Annotated in this window: 15 protein-coding genes; 14 read left to right on the top strand and 1 reads right to left on the bottom strand. The window is 54.0% G+C overall.

Going from position 1 to position 14647, the window contains the following annotated elements:
• The first annotated feature begins 3 nt into the window (after positions 1-3).
• The 7 genes from VMF88_06230 (at position 4) to aroC (ending at position 6887) form a co-directional block, all read left to right on the top strand.
• Entirely contained in the window at positions 4-741 is a 738-nt protein-coding gene (locus VMF88_06230; protein ID HTY10651.1) for a pseudouridine synthase, read from the top strand.
• Positions 741-1217: an NUDIX pyrophosphatase gene (locus VMF88_06225; GenBank protein HTY10650.1), complete on the top strand. Its 477-nt coding sequence runs from the start codon at positions 741-743 to the stop codon at positions 1215-1217. Before VMF88_06230 ends, VMF88_06225 begins: the two co-directional genes overlap by 1 nt.
• A 45-nt stretch (positions 1218-1262) precedes the next feature.
• On the top strand, positions 1263-2168 hold the full coding sequence (locus VMF88_06220) for a PfkB family carbohydrate kinase (GenBank protein ID HTY10649.1): 906 nt from the start codon (positions 1263-1265) through the stop codon (positions 2166-2168).
• A 16-nt stretch (positions 2169-2184) separates the two neighbouring features.
• Positions 2185-3240, top strand: a complete 1056-nt coding sequence (gene mtnA, locus VMF88_06215; GenBank protein ID HTY10648.1) for an S-methyl-5-thioribose-1-phosphate isomerase — start codon at positions 2185-2187, stop codon at positions 3238-3240.
• The gene (gene recO, locus VMF88_06210) at positions 3234-4001 is read left to right on the top strand and encodes a DNA repair protein RecO (protein HTY10647.1); all 768 of its coding nucleotides are present in this window, start codon (positions 3234-3236) and stop codon (positions 3999-4001) included. The genes mtnA and recO overlap by 7 nt, the downstream gene beginning before the upstream one ends.
• Positions 4002-4044: 43 nt before the next feature.
• Complete coding sequence (locus tag VMF88_06205; GenBank protein HTY10646.1) at positions 4045-5565, top strand: Do family serine endopeptidase; 1521 nt, start codon at positions 4045-4047, stop codon at positions 5563-5565.
• Between the two features lie 140 nt (positions 5566-5705).
• Positions 5706-6887: a chorismate synthase gene (gene aroC, locus VMF88_06200; protein HTY10645.1), complete on the top strand. Its 1182-nt coding sequence runs from the start codon at positions 5706-5708 to the stop codon at positions 6885-6887.
• 374 nt (positions 6888-7261) lie between these two features.
• Here the strand turns inward: aroC and VMF88_06195 are convergent, their stop codons facing one another.
• Positions 7262-7411, bottom strand: a complete 150-nt coding sequence (locus tag VMF88_06195) for a hypothetical protein (protein HTY10644.1) — start codon at positions 7409-7411, stop codon at positions 7262-7264.
• Here VMF88_06195 and VMF88_06190 point away from each other — a divergent pair.
• The 7 genes from VMF88_06190 (at position 7403) to lysS (ending at position 14462) form a co-directional block, all read left to right on the top strand.
• Positions 7403-7621, top strand: a complete 219-nt coding sequence (locus VMF88_06190) for an HNH endonuclease (GenBank protein HTY10643.1) — start codon at positions 7403-7405, stop codon at positions 7619-7621. The two genes, VMF88_06195 and VMF88_06190, sit on opposite strands and share 9 nt — an antisense overlap.
• Positions 7622-7650: 29 nt before the next feature.
• A complete protein-coding gene (gene trpS / locus VMF88_06185) occupies positions 7651-8634 on the top strand; it encodes a tryptophan--tRNA ligase (protein HTY10642.1) in 984 nt (327 codons plus the stop codon).
• 2 nt (positions 8635-8636) lie between these two features.
• Positions 8637-9368, top strand: a complete 732-nt coding sequence (locus tag VMF88_06180) for a segregation/condensation protein A (GenBank protein HTY10641.1) — start codon at positions 8637-8639, stop codon at positions 9366-9368.
• Positions 9365-10591 (top strand): SMC-Scp complex subunit ScpB, encoded by a 1227-nt coding sequence (scpB, locus tag VMF88_06175; protein HTY10640.1) that lies wholly within the window; start codon positions 9365-9367, stop codon positions 10589-10591. Before VMF88_06180 ends, scpB begins: the two co-directional genes overlap by 4 nt.
• Positions 10537-11301, top strand: coding sequence for a pseudouridine synthase (locus VMF88_06170; protein HTY10639.1), 765 nt, complete (start codon positions 10537-10539; stop codon positions 11299-11301). The genes scpB and VMF88_06170 overlap by 55 nt, the downstream gene beginning before the upstream one ends.
• A 68-nt stretch (positions 11302-11369) precedes the next feature.
• The gene (gene malQ / locus VMF88_06165) at positions 11370-12911 is read left to right on the top strand and encodes a 4-alpha-glucanotransferase (protein ID HTY10638.1); all 1542 of its coding nucleotides are present in this window, start codon (positions 11370-11372) and stop codon (positions 12909-12911) included.
• Between the two features lie 39 nt (positions 12912-12950).
• A complete protein-coding gene (gene lysS / locus VMF88_06160; protein ID HTY10637.1) occupies positions 12951-14462 on the top strand; it encodes a lysine--tRNA ligase in 1512 nt (503 codons plus the stop codon).
• The last annotated feature ends 185 nt before the right edge of the window (positions 14463-14647 follow it).

The following is a 14647-nucleotide window of genomic DNA, read 5'->3' as shown; positions in this document are numbered from 1 at the left end:
GTTGTGGTGAAACTCAATCGGGTTGTCAGTCTCTCCCGCGCTCTTTCTAAACTCGGATATTGCTCACGCTCTCAGGCAGAACAGTTTGTCGTCGAGGGAAAGGTCTCGGTCAACGGCGAGATCGTTCGCCAGCCGGCGTTCCGCGTTGACCCCTCGCACGACACGATTCGCGTGCAGGAAAAAACGCTCGCGGCAAAAAAGGAATTTGTCTATCTGTTGATGAACAAACCCGCGGGTGTTGTCACGACACGGTCCGACGAGCGGGGAAGGAAGACGGTGTTCGATTTGCTACCGGAGGGAATACCGTTCATTGTGCCCGTCGGAAGACTCGATAAAGAGACGTCGGGTGCATTGTTGTTCACCAACGATTCTCAGCTTGGCGAACGCCTGACGAATCCGGTTTCAAAAGTTCCTAAAACGTACCGGGTCACCGTGGAAGGAATTGTCGAGGCGTCGTCGCTCGAGACGCTCCGACGCGGAGTGAGAATAGAGGAAAAATACACGACCCGCCCGGCCATCATTGCGAATATCGTCATGGGGGATTCATCAACCAGCTGCGATGTGACCATCATCGAAGGCAAGAACAGGCAGATACGAAAGATGTTCGATGCGGTTGGACACAAGGTGGTCGCGCTTGAGCGGGTGAGCATCGGCCCGCTGGAGCTTGCTTCGCTTCCCTCCGGCGCAACACGCCGGTTGACAACCCAAGAGGTCGCAAGCGTTCAAAGAAACGTCGTGTAATGTCTACGATCGAGTGCAATATTGTCGAAGTGTGTATTTTTTGTTTCTCGGGAAATGCGCCCCGTTTCCTGCTGCTCCGGCGTTCGAAGACGGACCGCATCTATCCGGACACATGGCAAATGGTGAGCGGGTCGATCGAGGGAAACGAGACCGCGGTGAAGGCGTCGCTTAGAGAATTGAAAGAAGAAACCGGCCTCATGCCGGAGCGGTATTGGCTTGTGCCTCATATGAACACGTTTCTGAACCCGAAGCGCGATGTCGTGCATATCTCTGCCGTATTCGCCGCACAAGTTCCGGAAGGAACGATGCCCGTCCTTTCGCAAGAACATTATGAGTTTGAGTGGTGTTCGTCGGATCGCGCAAAGCAGCTCTTGGTTTGGCCGGGGCAAGTTCAAGCATTAGACATTATTCATGAGTATATTATTCAAGGGAAGCTGGCGGCCATGCTGACAGAGATTCCCGTAGGCAAGATGTAACGCATCACTAAAATCGCTGTACCACGTACCACACAGGAGAAACCCGTGAGTTTACTCGTCGTCGGTTCGCTTGCGCTTGATACCATCGAGACGCCGTTCGGCAAAGCCCAGGAAACACTGGGAGGATCGGCCGTTTATATTTCGACCGCGGCCAGCTATTTTGCCCCGCAAGTTCGTTTGGTCGGAGTCGTCGGCGGAGATTTCCCCGAACAGGCGATGTCGTTCCTGAGCGAGCGCAACATCGACCTTGAAGGGCTGCAACGCATCGAGAACGGCAAGACCTTCCGGTGGTCGGGGAAATACCATTACGACTTGAATATGCGGGACACGCTCTTTACCAAGCTCAACGTGTTCGAGAAATTCGATCCGAAAATTCCCGAATCGTACCGCAAAAGCCGCTATGTGTGCCTCGGGAACATCGACCCGGTTCTCCAGAGAAAAGTGCTCGAGCAGATCGAGAAGCCGAAGCTCGTGGTGGGCGATACAATGAATTTTTGGATCGAAGGGAAACGCGACGAGCTGTTGAAGACGATGAAACATTTTGATGTCTTGATCATCAACGATTCCGAGGCGCGGCTTTTGACGCAGGAGCCGAACCTCATCCGTGCCGGGAAAAAAGTGATCGGCATGGGACCGAAAATTCTCATCATCAAAAAAGGGGAGCATGGAGCGATCCTTCTTACCGAGAATACCATATTCTCCGCTCCTGCATATCCGATGGAGAACATCTACGACCCGACCGGCGCGGGAGACTCGTTCGCCGGCGGTTTCATCGGATGGCTTGAGAAGAGCGACGATATCTCCGATGAAAACCTGAAAAAGGCCGTCATCTACGGAAGCGCGATGGCATCGTTCTGCGTCGAGAAATTCGGAGTGGACGGTTTGAACGATCTGACGCATTTGAAGATCCAGGATCGATTCCGGTCGTTCAGGGACTTGTCAAAATTCTGATCAGCACAGCAGTTTGATGAAAAGCATTGAATGGATTGGCGGCAGGGTTCGATTTATCGATCAGACAAAACTTCCCACCGAAGAATGCTACATTGAAACAGACAGCCTTTCGATTCTTGCCGAAGCCATACGGTCGCTGAAGGTCCGCGGCGCTCCCGCGCTCGGAGTCGCGGCGGCGTACGGCGTCGTTCTTGGCGTGCAAAGCTCTCATCCCCGATCCTCACAGCAGCTCTCTGAAACAGTCGAACATGCCGCCGCGGCAATTGCGCAAACCCGTCCGACGGCGAAAAATCTTTTTTGGGCGTTGGAACGAATGCGGTCCGTCTGCCGTCTAAATCTTCATGAAAGCGTAGAAGGGCTTCAGAAACGTCTGCTGGATGAAGCGCTGCGTATCCACGAGGAGGACAGGGAAATGTGCGCTGCGATCGGGAGGCATGGTGCAGCGTTAGTGCCGGATGAAGCGGCGATTCTCACGCATTGCAATACCGGCGCACTTGCCACAGGCGGAAGCGGGACGGCCCAATCGATCATAACAACGGCATTTGACCAGGGGAAAAAGATCCTAGTTTTTGCCGATGAAACGCGTCCGCTGCTTCAAGGAGCGCGTTTAACGGCATACGAATTACAGAAGTACGGGATCAACGTTACCGTCATTACCGACAATGCGGCCGCCGTCGTGATGGCGAAGAAGAGCATCGACCTCGTTGTCGTCGGCGCCGACCGGATCGCGGCGAACGGCGATACGGCCAACAAAGTAGGGACATACAACCTCGCGATCATCGCCAAAGAGCATCACATTCCGTTCTATGTCGCCGCACCGACCTCCACGATCGACGCATCCGTTGCCGACGGCTCGCGGATCCCCATTGAAGAACGGGATCCGAAAGAAGTTTCTGATGGGTTCGGAAGGCGGACGGCTCCCGAAGGTGCCAGAATTTATTCCCCGGCGTTCGATGTGACCCCGCATCGATATCTCTCGGCGATCATCACGGAAAGAGGAGTGCTGCGCCCGCCGTTCGGCGAAGCGATCCGATCGCTCGATCTTGAAACGAGCGGAGGAGGCGCGTGTTAGTTTCGACCGACGCGATTGTCCTCCGTTCGATGAAATACGGCGAAACGAGCAAGATCGTAACGCTGTATTCGAAAAAGTTCGGCAAGATCAAAGTCATTGCGAAAGGGGCCAGGAGCGCAAAAAGCAAATTCGGCGCCTCGCTCGAGCCGATGACGCATTCTTCGGCCCTCTTCTATAAGAAAGAACAGCGCGAACTCCACCTGCTTTCCAAGTGCGAGATCAGCAGACCGATTTTCAAGTTTGGAGACGACGGGGACAAGTTAGCAGTGGGCCTCGCATTGGTCGAGCTCGTGAATCAGGTGATGCACGATGAAGAAGAAAATCTTCCGATGTTCTCGCTCCTCGTGGATGCGCTTGAAGCGGTCGATCGTGCCGCGGGAAATTTGTTGAATATTTTTTTTGCTTTTGAGCTCCGCCTCCTTGAAATTTTCGGCTATGGATTGGACCTTCGCGCCTGCGCGCGCTGCGGACGAGACGTCGTCGAAGGCGAGCACGGAGGCGGATCGTATATCCTCCTGGCAAGCGGTTCGGTCATGTGTCCGGGGTGCCACGCGGAACTGCGCTCCGGCGGAATCAAAGCATCCAAAGGAATTGTCCGATTACTGGTCCAGTTCCAGTCCCTGCCGATCAGTGCAGTCGGCGACCTGAAGGTTCCCCCGCCGGTGAAAGACGAAATTCTCGGATTGCTGCAAACCTATTTGCAGTATCATATTGCAGGTGTGCGAACGTTGAAGTCGCTTTCGTTGTTTACAAGTTTATGAACATCACAATCACCATTTACTGTTTGCAGGAGGCTGTTGAAACATGAAAAAATCTGTGTTCGCTGCTCTGTTTCTTATTCTCATCGGCGTCATTTTTGGCGCGGTCCTTGTGTCCAACTTTGATGGCGTCGATCTCGGATTGGCTCAGAATAAGTCGGTGAAGCTCGGCGCGGAAAAAAGTCCCATGAAGGGGAATTCCGAGTTGAAAGCGCTCAACGAAGCATTCGTCGGCGTCGCGAAGGAAGCGACGCCTTCGGTCGTTTCGATCGTGGTTACGACAAAAGCCAAAAAGCCCCAGGACAACGAGTTCTTCCATTTCTTTCCGGATTTCAAATTCAGGATGCCTGAAGAAGAACAAACGCAAGGAGCGGGGTCCGGCGTCATCGTCACCGGCGACGGCTACATTATAACGAACAACCATGTCGTCGAAGACGCGGCCGAAGGGGGAATTGAGGTCGTCCTCAGCGATACGCGTCGTTTCAAGGCAAAGCTTGTCGGCACCGATCCGCTGACGGACGTCGGCGTTGTCAAGATCGATGCAACCGATCTTCCCGTCGCGATGCTCGGCAACTCCGATGATCTCCAGGTCGGACAGTGGGCGGTCGCGATCGGCAATCCTCTCGCCCTGACGTCCACCGTGACCGCCGGGATCATCAGTTACCTCGGCCGCAATATTCAAATTATCGGCGACAACTACGGGGTCGAAAACTTCATTCAGACCGATGCGGCGATCAATCCGGGGAACAGCGGCGGCGCGCTTGTGAACATCTACGGTGAGGTCATCGGGATCAACACCGCCATCGCAACAACGAACGCCCGTTACCAGGGGTACGGCTTTGCCATCCCGATCAACCTTGCCCGCACTGTTGCCCAAGACCTTATTCTCCATGGAAAGGTTGAACGCGGATATATCGGTGTGTCCATTTCCGCCGTCGATGCGACGGTTGCGAAAGCGGCGGGGCTTGAGAAGATCGAAGGTGTTTTAGTGCAGGATCTTGTCGAAGGGGGAGCGGCGAAGGATGCCGGAATCAAAGAAGGAGATATTATCCTTTCGGTGGATGGAAAACTTGTCAAGGCTCCGAACGAACTTCAATCGATCATCGCGGGACGGCATCCCGGAGAGAAAGTGACCCTGCAAATTTGGAGGGACAAATCTGCCGTTGAAAAGATCGTGACGTTGAAACCCCGTCCTGATAAATCGAGCGTCGCGGCCAACAACAGCGATAATGATAATGAAGGAGATGCTGCTGCGGAGAAAGTTTCAAAACCTGTTCAGTTTGACGCTCTCGGCTTCTCGGTGTCGACGATCGATCCGAAGGTCAAAAAAGAGCGAAAGGTGGAGAGCGATATCATCGTCTCGAACGTTAAACGGTACAGCGAGGCGGATAACAGGCAGATTCAAGAGGGGGATGTTATTGTCGAGGCCGATCGAAAAGAGGTTTCGACGGTCCCCGAGTTCGAGAAACTGGTGAAGTCGAAGAAACCCGGTGATGCCCTCATGCTTCGCGTTAAGAGTTCGAACGGGGCTTCCAGGTTCATAGCCGTTCAGATCCCGAACGATTGACATCCTCCTTGTTCAGTGTGTTGAAAAAAGTCTCTGTAATGATTTACAGAGACTTTTTTTGTATATTCTCCCACCAAGAAATTTGCACCCCCTCTCGAAGATCTGTCAATCTTTCATTGAACGACTGAAAGGACTTATTCGTGATACGGTATCTGACCTCGGGCGAATCTCACGGCCAGGCGTTAGTGGGAGTGGTTGAAGGACTCCCTGCCGGCATCGAAATTTCTTCGGAGTATATCAATCGCCAGCTCTGGCGCCGGCAGCAGGGGTACGGCCGCGGCGGAAGGATGAGAATTGAAACGGATAAAGTTGAAATTCTGTCGGGAATCAGGTTCGGCAAAACGATAGGCTCACCCGTTGCGCTTGTCGTCCGGAACAAGGATTGGGCCAACTGGACCGAAAAAATGTCGGTCGAAGCAACGGGAGGGGGGATCGAAAAAGTCACGGTGCCGCGGCCGGGGCATGCAGATCTGGTCGGATCCGTCAAGTTCGGGTTCGACGATTTGCGCAACGTCATCGACCGCGCCAGCGCGCGTGAAACAGCGATGCGGGTGGCATTGTGCACTGTTGTCCGAAAGTTTTTGGAGACGTTCGGCATTTTCATCGGCAGCCATGTATTGAGCATCGGCACGGCGAAAATTGATTCCTCTAAACAGATCGACAAACTTATCCGTAGACTCACCTCATCATCAATGGGCGGATACGCGGTCAGCGAAGAGGCGGATAAATCCGAAGTGAGAATCCTGGATCCGAAAATATCCGAGAAAGCGATCGCGGCGATCAAAACAGCCAAGAAAAAGGGGGATACCCTCGGCGGAGTTTTCGAGGTTCTTGCAACCGGATTGCCGATAGGACTCGGCAGTTATGTGGAATTTGACAGGAAGCTCGACGGTCATTTGGCGCAGGCGATAGTATCGATTCACGCGGTGAAAGGAGTCGAGATCGGGAATGCTTTTATGAATTCGACATTGCACGGATCTGAAGTTCACGATGAAATTTTATTGGGAAAAGGCAAGAATTTTACGCGCCCGACAAACGGAGCCGGCGGTTTGGAGGCAGGGGTAACGACGGGCGAGACAATCATTATCCACGGTGCGATGAAGCCGATCTCCACTCTTGCTAAGCCTCTCCGGTCAGTCGACCTGAAAACGATGGAGATTGTTCCATCCCGTTATGAACGGTCGGACGTCTGCGCCGTCCCTGCATGCGCTGTTATTGCGGAGGCGGTCATTGCCCCGGTTCTCGCCAACGCTTTTTTGGAAAAATTTGGGGGGGATTCAGTGGCGGAAATAAAAAAGCGCTATAAACCGGCCAAAACCTGAGGTTTTCGAGCCTAATCGGCAAGTTCTAAACTGGCCAGTTCCTTGACAATTCCTTCAGAGAATACTATATTTTAACCATCTGGAAGATGTCGTTGAAGTAAAACTCGAAGGCTCAAAAGGCCGTTTTTCACTCAAGAATTTTTCAAAATTCCGGAAAATCCTAACCATTAAGCATGAATTAGGAGGGCGTCTTCAGTTCAAAACTTACTTCGAAAAGCATTCATGGCCGGCTGAACAGCAAAGTGCTGGTGCTCAACCAAAATTATGAGCCGATGAGTGTCTGTAATGTTAAGAAAGCGATCATCTTACTTTTTCTAGGGAAGGCCGAACTTATCGAGGCACATGCCGGAAAACTTCTTCGCTCTGTCTCGGTTTCAATGCCTTTCCCCAGCGTCGTACGCCTTTCTGTCTATATTCGCGTCCCTTACAAAAAGATCATACTCTCCCGCAAGAACATCCTTCGACGCGACGGCCATCGATGCCAGTTTTGCGGCAGGGGAGATTTGCCGCTCACTGTGGACCATGTCCTTCCGCGATCCCGCGGTGGCGAGGACACGTGGGAGAATCTTGCTTGTGCATGTGTGCAGTGCAACAATGCCAAGGGAGATCGGACTCCCGAAGAAGCCCGCATGCCTCTATTGCGCAAACCCAGTCGGCCCAATCATGTGACCTTCATCCGTCATTTTGTGGGAAATATGGACGACAGATGGAAGCCGTACCTCTTCATGAATTAGCCGGCTCAGAAGGAGTTTTTTCTAGCTCATTGAAATCCAAGAAAAGAATATTAAGCGGGATGCGTCCCACAGGTAAACTTCATCTGGGGCATCTCGTGGGGGCGCTCGAAAATTGGGTCGCGCTCCAGAACGAGTTCAATAATTTTCACCTGATCGCCGATTATCACGCCCTGACCACGAATGTTGATACGAAGGAGTTGTACGGGCACTCCATCGACATGGTGATCGATTGGCTCGCCGCGGGCATCGATCCGGCCAAGAGCCCGATCTTCAGGCAATCGCAGATCAAACAGCATTCGGAGCTTCACCTGCTCTTTTCGATGTTGATCACCACGGCAAGGCTGGAACGCAACCCGACATTGAAGGATCAGGTTCGTGATCTGAATATTGAGACGATGTCGTACGGACATCTCGGTTATCCGGTGCTGCAGTCCTCCGACATTTTGCTGTACAAGGGGGACGTGGTTCCGGTCGGAGAGGATCAGGTCCCGCATATTGAGATCACCCGGGAGATTGCCCGGCGGTTTAACAATCAGTACGGCCGGGTCTTTCCGGAGCCCGAACCGCGGCTGACCAAATTCGCGAGGCTCCCGGGCCTGGACGGCAATCAAAAGATGAGCAAGTCGACCGGCAACACGATCCTCCTGTCCGATACGCCGGACGAGATCAAGAAGAAACTGAAAACGGCGGTGACGGACCCCGCGAAACTGCGGAAAGGGGATCCGGGGCATCCGGATATCTGTCTGGTGTTTACATACCATCAGAAATTCAACGCCGCAGAAGTTCCGGAGATCAGGGCGAATTGCGAATCCGGGGCGCTCGGCTGCGTTGATTGCAAAAATAATTGCGCCGCGAAGATCGCCGCCGCGCTTGCTCCGATCCGCGATCGGCGGGCGCACTACGAATCGCATCTTGATGAAGTGAAGAATATTCTGTCGGACGGCGAATCTCGCGGGCGAACGATTGCTGCGGAAACGATGAGTGAAGTTCATTCAGTGATGGCGCTGGGATAACGATGTATCGGATCAAACTCACGGATTTTGAAGGGCCTCTCGACCTGCTCCTCTTTTTTATCAAGCGGGATGAGCTGGACATCTACGATATCCCGATCGCGAAGATCACGAAGGATTTTCTGGAATATCTTGAATACCTTCAGGACCTGGACCTCGATATCGCGGGGGAGTTCATCGTGACCGCCGCCGAACTGATGCAGGTCAAAGTGCAGATGCTCTTGCCGCGGCCGGTCGGAGAAGGCGAGGAGGAACTTGACCCGCGGGCCGAACTCGTCCGCCGCTTGCTTGATTACAAACGGTATAAGGAGATGGCCGAAGAACTCCAAACGATGAGCGTAGAACAGAGCCAGCGTGCGTACCGGAAGTATTTTATGGAGGACTCGAAGATCATTGAAGACCCGAACGAGGAGAACCTTCTGCGCGATGTCACGCTCTTCGATCTGATCGCCGCCTTCAAATATGTCGTCGAGCGTATGCCGCGCAAGCATGTGCACGAGATCAACAAGCTCAACGTGACGCTCGAGGACCAGATCGAGTTCATCCTGAAATATTTCAAAGACAGAAACGAGTCGACGTTCCTTCAAATGGTCGAATTGATGGCGGAAAAAATCCGCATCGTCGTGACGTTCATCGCGCTGCTGGAGTTGATCAAACAGAAGCAGATCGGCGTGCGCCAGGTCGATCCGTACGGGGAAATGGTCATTGTCAAACTGCCGGTGGAGGTCTCTGCATGAGTGAAGAAGCGAAGATGGAAGTCCGGGTCGATCCACCGGCTGGAAGCGAGACGCCGGCGGAGCTGAAAGAAATTCTCGAAGCTCTGTTGTTCGCGTCCGACGAACCGGTGACGTTTGAGACCCTTCGGGCGGTGTTCGACGATATGAACCGCGACAACCCCGACGGAGAAAAGATCAACCCGACCAAAGAGGAGATCCGCGGGGCGGTCGATTCGTTGAACGGGGAGTACGTCGAGTCGCGGCGCGCCTATAAAATTCAACAACTCGCCGGCGGGTTCGTTTTTGCGACGGACAAGAAATTCGCGTCGTGGGTGGGAAAACTCTTCAAAGAGAAAGCCCGGCGGAAGCTTTCGCAGACGGCCGTAGAGACACTTGCGATCATCGCCTACAAGCAGCCGATCACAAAATCCGAGATCGAATTCATCCGTGGTGTGAATGCGGATTATATCATGAAGACGCTTTTGGAGAAGAACCTGACGACAATCGTCGGACGCGCTCATTCCCCCGGCCGTCCCCTGCTGTACGGCACGACTCCCGAATTCCTCAAGCACTTCGGGCTGAACGAGATCACCGACCTTCCGAAGCCGAGAGAGATCGAAGAGCTGCTGGGAGAGACGGAGCTTGAGGTCGAAAAGAGAATGCTGGCCAGTCAGGAAGAACTGGAATTCAAGGAGAAACTCCAGGAAAAACTTGACCCGAATTCCCGCGCCCCCCACATTCCACGCAAGAAGTCTAGGCTTCAGGAGCCCGGGCAAGAGGGCGGAGGCAAAACAGTCGTCGAGAAGATCACTCCCATCATTCCGCTGACACATAAAGAGGAGAAGGCCGCTGAACCGGCCTTGGCGAAAGAGGTGACTGTTCTTCAGCCGCCGGCTGACCAGCCGGCAGGCGTAGCTCCTGAACCGGTTGAAATAAGCGGTTCAGAAACCGCCGGGGCGGCCGCCGGAGATGCTGCTGCGACGAACTCGGAAACGGCTGATGTCGCCGAACCTGTCCAATTCATTATGCCGCCGCAGGAGCCGATTCTCGAGAGAGAAGTAACCGTGGCGGAACCGGTCGAACCTTCGAGTGAACAAGAAGTTCCCGATGATGTCATTTCCGGCGCGGCGTTCCCCGCAGAAACACCTGCCGAAGAGACGCAAACAGAGAAGCATGAATCGAAGAAAGGATGGAGCACGTGGAAGACAAAAATACAAACGTTCTTCCGCAGGCTGTTCGGTTAAATCGGTTCATCGCAATGGCGGGGATCTCTTCGAGGCGCAAAGCGGAAGAATTGATCCTGAGCGGAGAAGTTACAGTCAACAAGAAAGTCGTTACCGACCTGTCAACAAAAGTTTCCCCCTCCACCGACCATGTTGCCGTCAGCGGCAGACCGATCGTCATCCAGGAACATCTCGTCTACATTCTTTTGAACAAGCCGAAAGACTACATCACGACCGCCCGCGACGAGAAAAACCGGAAAACGGTCTTCGATCTTGTCCAGACGCGCGAACGGATTTTTCCGGTCGGCCGGCTTGACCGGAACACAACGGGGGTCTTGCTTTTTACCAACGACGGAGAACTCGCCTACCGGCTCATGCATCCGTCCCATCAGGTTCAGAAGTCGTATCACGTTGAACTGACCTCGAGCGTTGAGCAAAAAGACGTTGAAAAGATAAAAAAGGGGGTTCACATTGAAGGGGGAAAGACCGCTCCAGCCCGGGTCGATTCGATACCCGGAACAAAAAATAAAAATATCGTGGTCACGATCCATGAAGGGCGTAACAGGCAGGTCCGGAGAATGCTCGAATCGCTCGGCTATGAAGTGAAACGGCTCGACAGAATCGAATACGCCGGCTTGACCGCCGACGGTCTTCGCCGCGGGGGATGGAGGTATCTTTCGAAACCCGAAGAGAGGATGCTGAAGAAGTTTGCGGGAATGACCGGACCGTGAAGAGCAGTGACCGGAGTTTTCAAATTCGGGGATTTTTTTAACGGGAACATTCTCAACAGGATACGTTCATGCGATTTCCACGAAGCAGCGGAGTTCTACTTCACCCCACTTCTCTTCCGGGACCTCACGGTTCGGGAGATTTCGGTCCGGCCGCGTATCATTTCATCGATTGGCTCGTCGTTGCCGGTCAGAAGTTATGGCAAATTCTTCCTCTCGGCCCTGTCGGGCTCGGGAATTCTCCCTACATGGGGTTGTCAGCGTTCGCCGGCAATCCGCTGCTCATCGACCTCTCCGAGCTTGAACATAAAGGGTGGATCCGCGGTGAAGATCTTTCGGCAGCGAATTCTTTCACGACGACGCATGTCGATTTCGGAAAGGTCATCCCGTTCCGCACAAAAATGCTGCACCTTGCCTCAAAGAACTTTTTCACGCATTCATCCCCCGGCGATAAAGCCGAGTTCGAGGCGTTCGTTCAACAGAGTAAGAGCTGGCTGGACGATTACGCGTTATTCATGGCGCTGAAGAGCGAGAACGACGGCAGGGAATGGTGCGAGTGGGGCCATGACATCGCTCAGCGAAAACCGACCGCGCTGGAAAAAGCGCGCGTTGAATTGAGCGAAGAGGTCAAATTCTGGAAGTTCACTCAGTGGTGTTTTTCCCGGCAATGGACCGCGCTCAAGAAGTACGCGAACGAGAAAGGGATCCAGATCGTCGGCGACATTCCGATCTTTACCGCATTTCAAAGCGCCGACGTCTGGTCGCATCCGGAGCTGTTCTCGCTCGACGAGAATCTTCGGCCGACGGTCGTCGCCGGGGTTCCGCCGGACTATTTCAGCGCGACTGGTCAGCGTTGGGGAAATCCGCTGTACCGATGGGATGTGATGGAGCGCGACGGCTTCGCCTGGTGGATCGACCGCATTAAGAACACCCTTGCGCTCGTGGACATCGTGCGCATCGACCACTTCCGGGGCTTCGCAGCGTATTGGGAAATACCGGCGGAAGAGAAGACCGCCGTGCATGGCCGGTGGATTGACGGCCCAAAGGAACAACTGTTCGATACGGTATTGCTGAAGCTCGGCAAGCTTCCCATCATCGCAGAAGACCTCGGTCTTATGACCGATGACGTGATTGCGCTGCGCGACAGGTTCAATTTCCCCGGCATGAAGGTCCTGCAATTTGCTTTTGCCGGTGATCCGAAGAACTCGTTCCTTCCCCACAATTATTCCCCCAATGTAGTCGTCTACACGGGGACGCACGACAACGACACGACCATCGGCTGGTTCAAAAGCGCAACGGAGCGCGAGCAGGCGTTTGCCAAGAAATATATCGGCACGGAGGGGAAGGAAATCCACTGGGACCTCATCCGCCTCGCATCCCAGTCGGTCGCCGATATGGCCATTTACCCGATGCAGGATGTGCTGGGCCTCGGGGCTGAAGCGCGCATGAACTTGCCGGGCAAAGCGTCGGGATATTGGGAATGGAGGTTCACCTGGGACCAGGTCGTTCCTGCGCATGCCTCGCGTCTTTATGAGCTCACAGCGCTCTACAAGCGCTGTCCTCCCGAACGCCTTGAGCTCCCGGCGTATCCGCACGGGAAAAAAATGCCGTAGATCGGTTACGTTATATTTTTTTCAGAAGAATGTGGAACTATGGATCAACACGAATATCAGCAGGAACTGAACACGCTCATGGCCCGGCGCCGCGATGAGCTCGATCAATTACGGAAAGCCGGCATCGAACCGTATCCCTACGAATACGCGCGCGATGCTTTTTCATCCGACATCCTTGCCTCTTTCAAGGATGAGGAACCGCAGCGAACCGTCACGGTTGCCGGAAGGATCATGTCGCTTCGAAGAATGGGGAAGGCGTCGTTCTGCCACATCCAGGATTCGAAAGGGAAGATTCAAATCTACTTGAAGAGGGACGACCTCGGCGCGGTCTATGATGCATTCCGATTGCTCGACATCGGGGATATCATTGGGGTCAAGGGATTTATCTTCAGGACGAAAATGGGGGAGGTCTCCGTCCATGCCGGAGAGCTGACCCTCCTGACAAAGTCGCTGCGCCCTCTTCCCGTGGTCAAAGAAAAAGTCGACGAGTCCGGGAACAAGGTGGTCTTCGACCCCTTTGCCGATAAGGAACTGCGCTACCGCCAGCGGTATGTCGACCTCGTTGTCAACCCCTCCGTCAAAGACGTGTTGACCAAACGAACGCTCATTCTTCGGACCGTGCGAAAATTTTTGGACGAACGGGGTTACCTCGAGGTGGAAACGCCCGCCCTGCAGCCGCTGTACGGCGGCGCTTCAGCCCGCCCGTTCATCACTCATCACAATGCGCTCGACATTCCGCTGTACCTCCGAATCGCAGACGAATTGTATCTGAAGCGCTTGATCGTCGGAGGATTCGACGGCGTGTACGAGATCGCGAAGGACTTCCGCAACGAAGGGATGGACCGGACGCACAATCCCGAATTTACGATGATGGAGGTGTACGTCGCCTACCGCGATTATCTGTGGATGATGGAATTGGTGGAGCAGATGATCCATTCGGTCGCCGTCGCACTGAACGGCAGTGCAAAAGTGACCCTGGGGGATCACGAGATCGACTTTACTCCGCCGTGGAAACGCCTGACGATGTTCGGCGCGATCGAAGAACAGACGGGACGAAATCTTCGGGGGAAGGACGAGCAGCAGCTTCGCTCCGCCGCGAAAGAGCTTCATGTTGACCTGGATCCGGCCGCCGGTCCAGGGAAGATCGTCGATGAAATATTCAGCGTGAAAGTGCAGCCGCATCTTATCCAGCCGACATTCATCATGGATTATCCCGTTGAAATGTCTCCGCTCGCAAAAAAACACCGCTCGGAGCCAGGATTGGTAGAACGCTTCGAAGGGATGGTGAATGGCCAGGAGATCTGCAATGCTTTCAGCGAGCTGAACGATCCGCTCGACCAGCGGGCACGGTTCGAAGAACAGGTGCGCTTGAAGGAACGGGGGGACGATGAAGCTCAAACGCTCGATGAAGATTTTCTTCGCGCTCTCGAATACGGCATGCCGCCGACCGCCGGTTTGGGAATCGGCATTGACCGCCTGACCATGCTGCTTACCGGGCAAGAATCCATCCGCGACGTGATCTTTTTCCCTCAAATGAAGCCGGAGAAATGACGCCTCCCCGGGGCCCGCTTCGGCGCGTTTCCTGTGGAATGCGCGATCTTCGCTCCGTTCAAGATAACTTGACTTTAAGCCTATTTCTTATGATTTTTATCTAAAGCACCCCGAATCGCCCCCGCAAGGTGAAGCGCGTCACGGATTTCAAAGCTGGCAGAGCGTATCATACTCTCCCTGAAGTA

The organism is Bacteroidota bacterium, assembly GCA_035506275.1.
Lineage (GTDB): Bacteria > Bacteroidota > Ignavibacteria > UBA10030 > UBA8401 > JAGVPT01.
This window is presented reverse-complemented; position numbering and strand designations above follow the sequence as displayed.

Excerpts from the sequence above, each read along its gene's own strand:
- lysS (HTY10637.1), top strand. The coding sequence starts at position 12,951 with ATGGATCAACACGAATATCAGCAGGAACTGAACACGCTCATGGCCCGG.
- malQ (HTY10638.1), top strand. The coding sequence starts at position 11,370 with ATGCGATTTCCACGAAGCAGCGGAGTTCTACTTCACCCCACTTCTCTT.
- VMF88_06205 (HTY10646.1), top strand. The coding sequence starts at position 4,045 with ATGAAAAAATCTGTGTTCGCTGCTCTGTTTCTTATTCTCATCGGCGTC.
- VMF88_06225 (HTY10650.1), top strand. The coding sequence starts at position 741 with ATGTCTACGATCGAGTGCAATATTGTCGAAGTGTGTATTTTTTGTTTC.
- VMF88_06195 (HTY10644.1), bottom strand. The coding sequence starts at position 7,411 with ATGGTCCACAGTGAGCGGCAAATCTCCCCTGCCGCAAAACTGGCATCG.
- mtnA (HTY10648.1), top strand. The coding sequence starts at position 2,185 with ATGAAAAGCATTGAATGGATTGGCGGCAGGGTTCGATTTATCGATCAG.
- VMF88_06180 (HTY10641.1), top strand. The coding sequence starts at position 8,637 with ATGTATCGGATCAAACTCACGGATTTTGAAGGGCCTCTCGACCTGCTC.
- VMF88_06170 (HTY10639.1), top strand. The coding sequence starts at position 10,537 with ATGGAGCACGTGGAAGACAAAAATACAAACGTTCTTCCGCAGGCTGTT.
- scpB (HTY10640.1), top strand. The coding sequence starts at position 9,365 with ATGAGTGAAGAAGCGAAGATGGAAGTCCGGGTCGATCCACCGGCTGGA.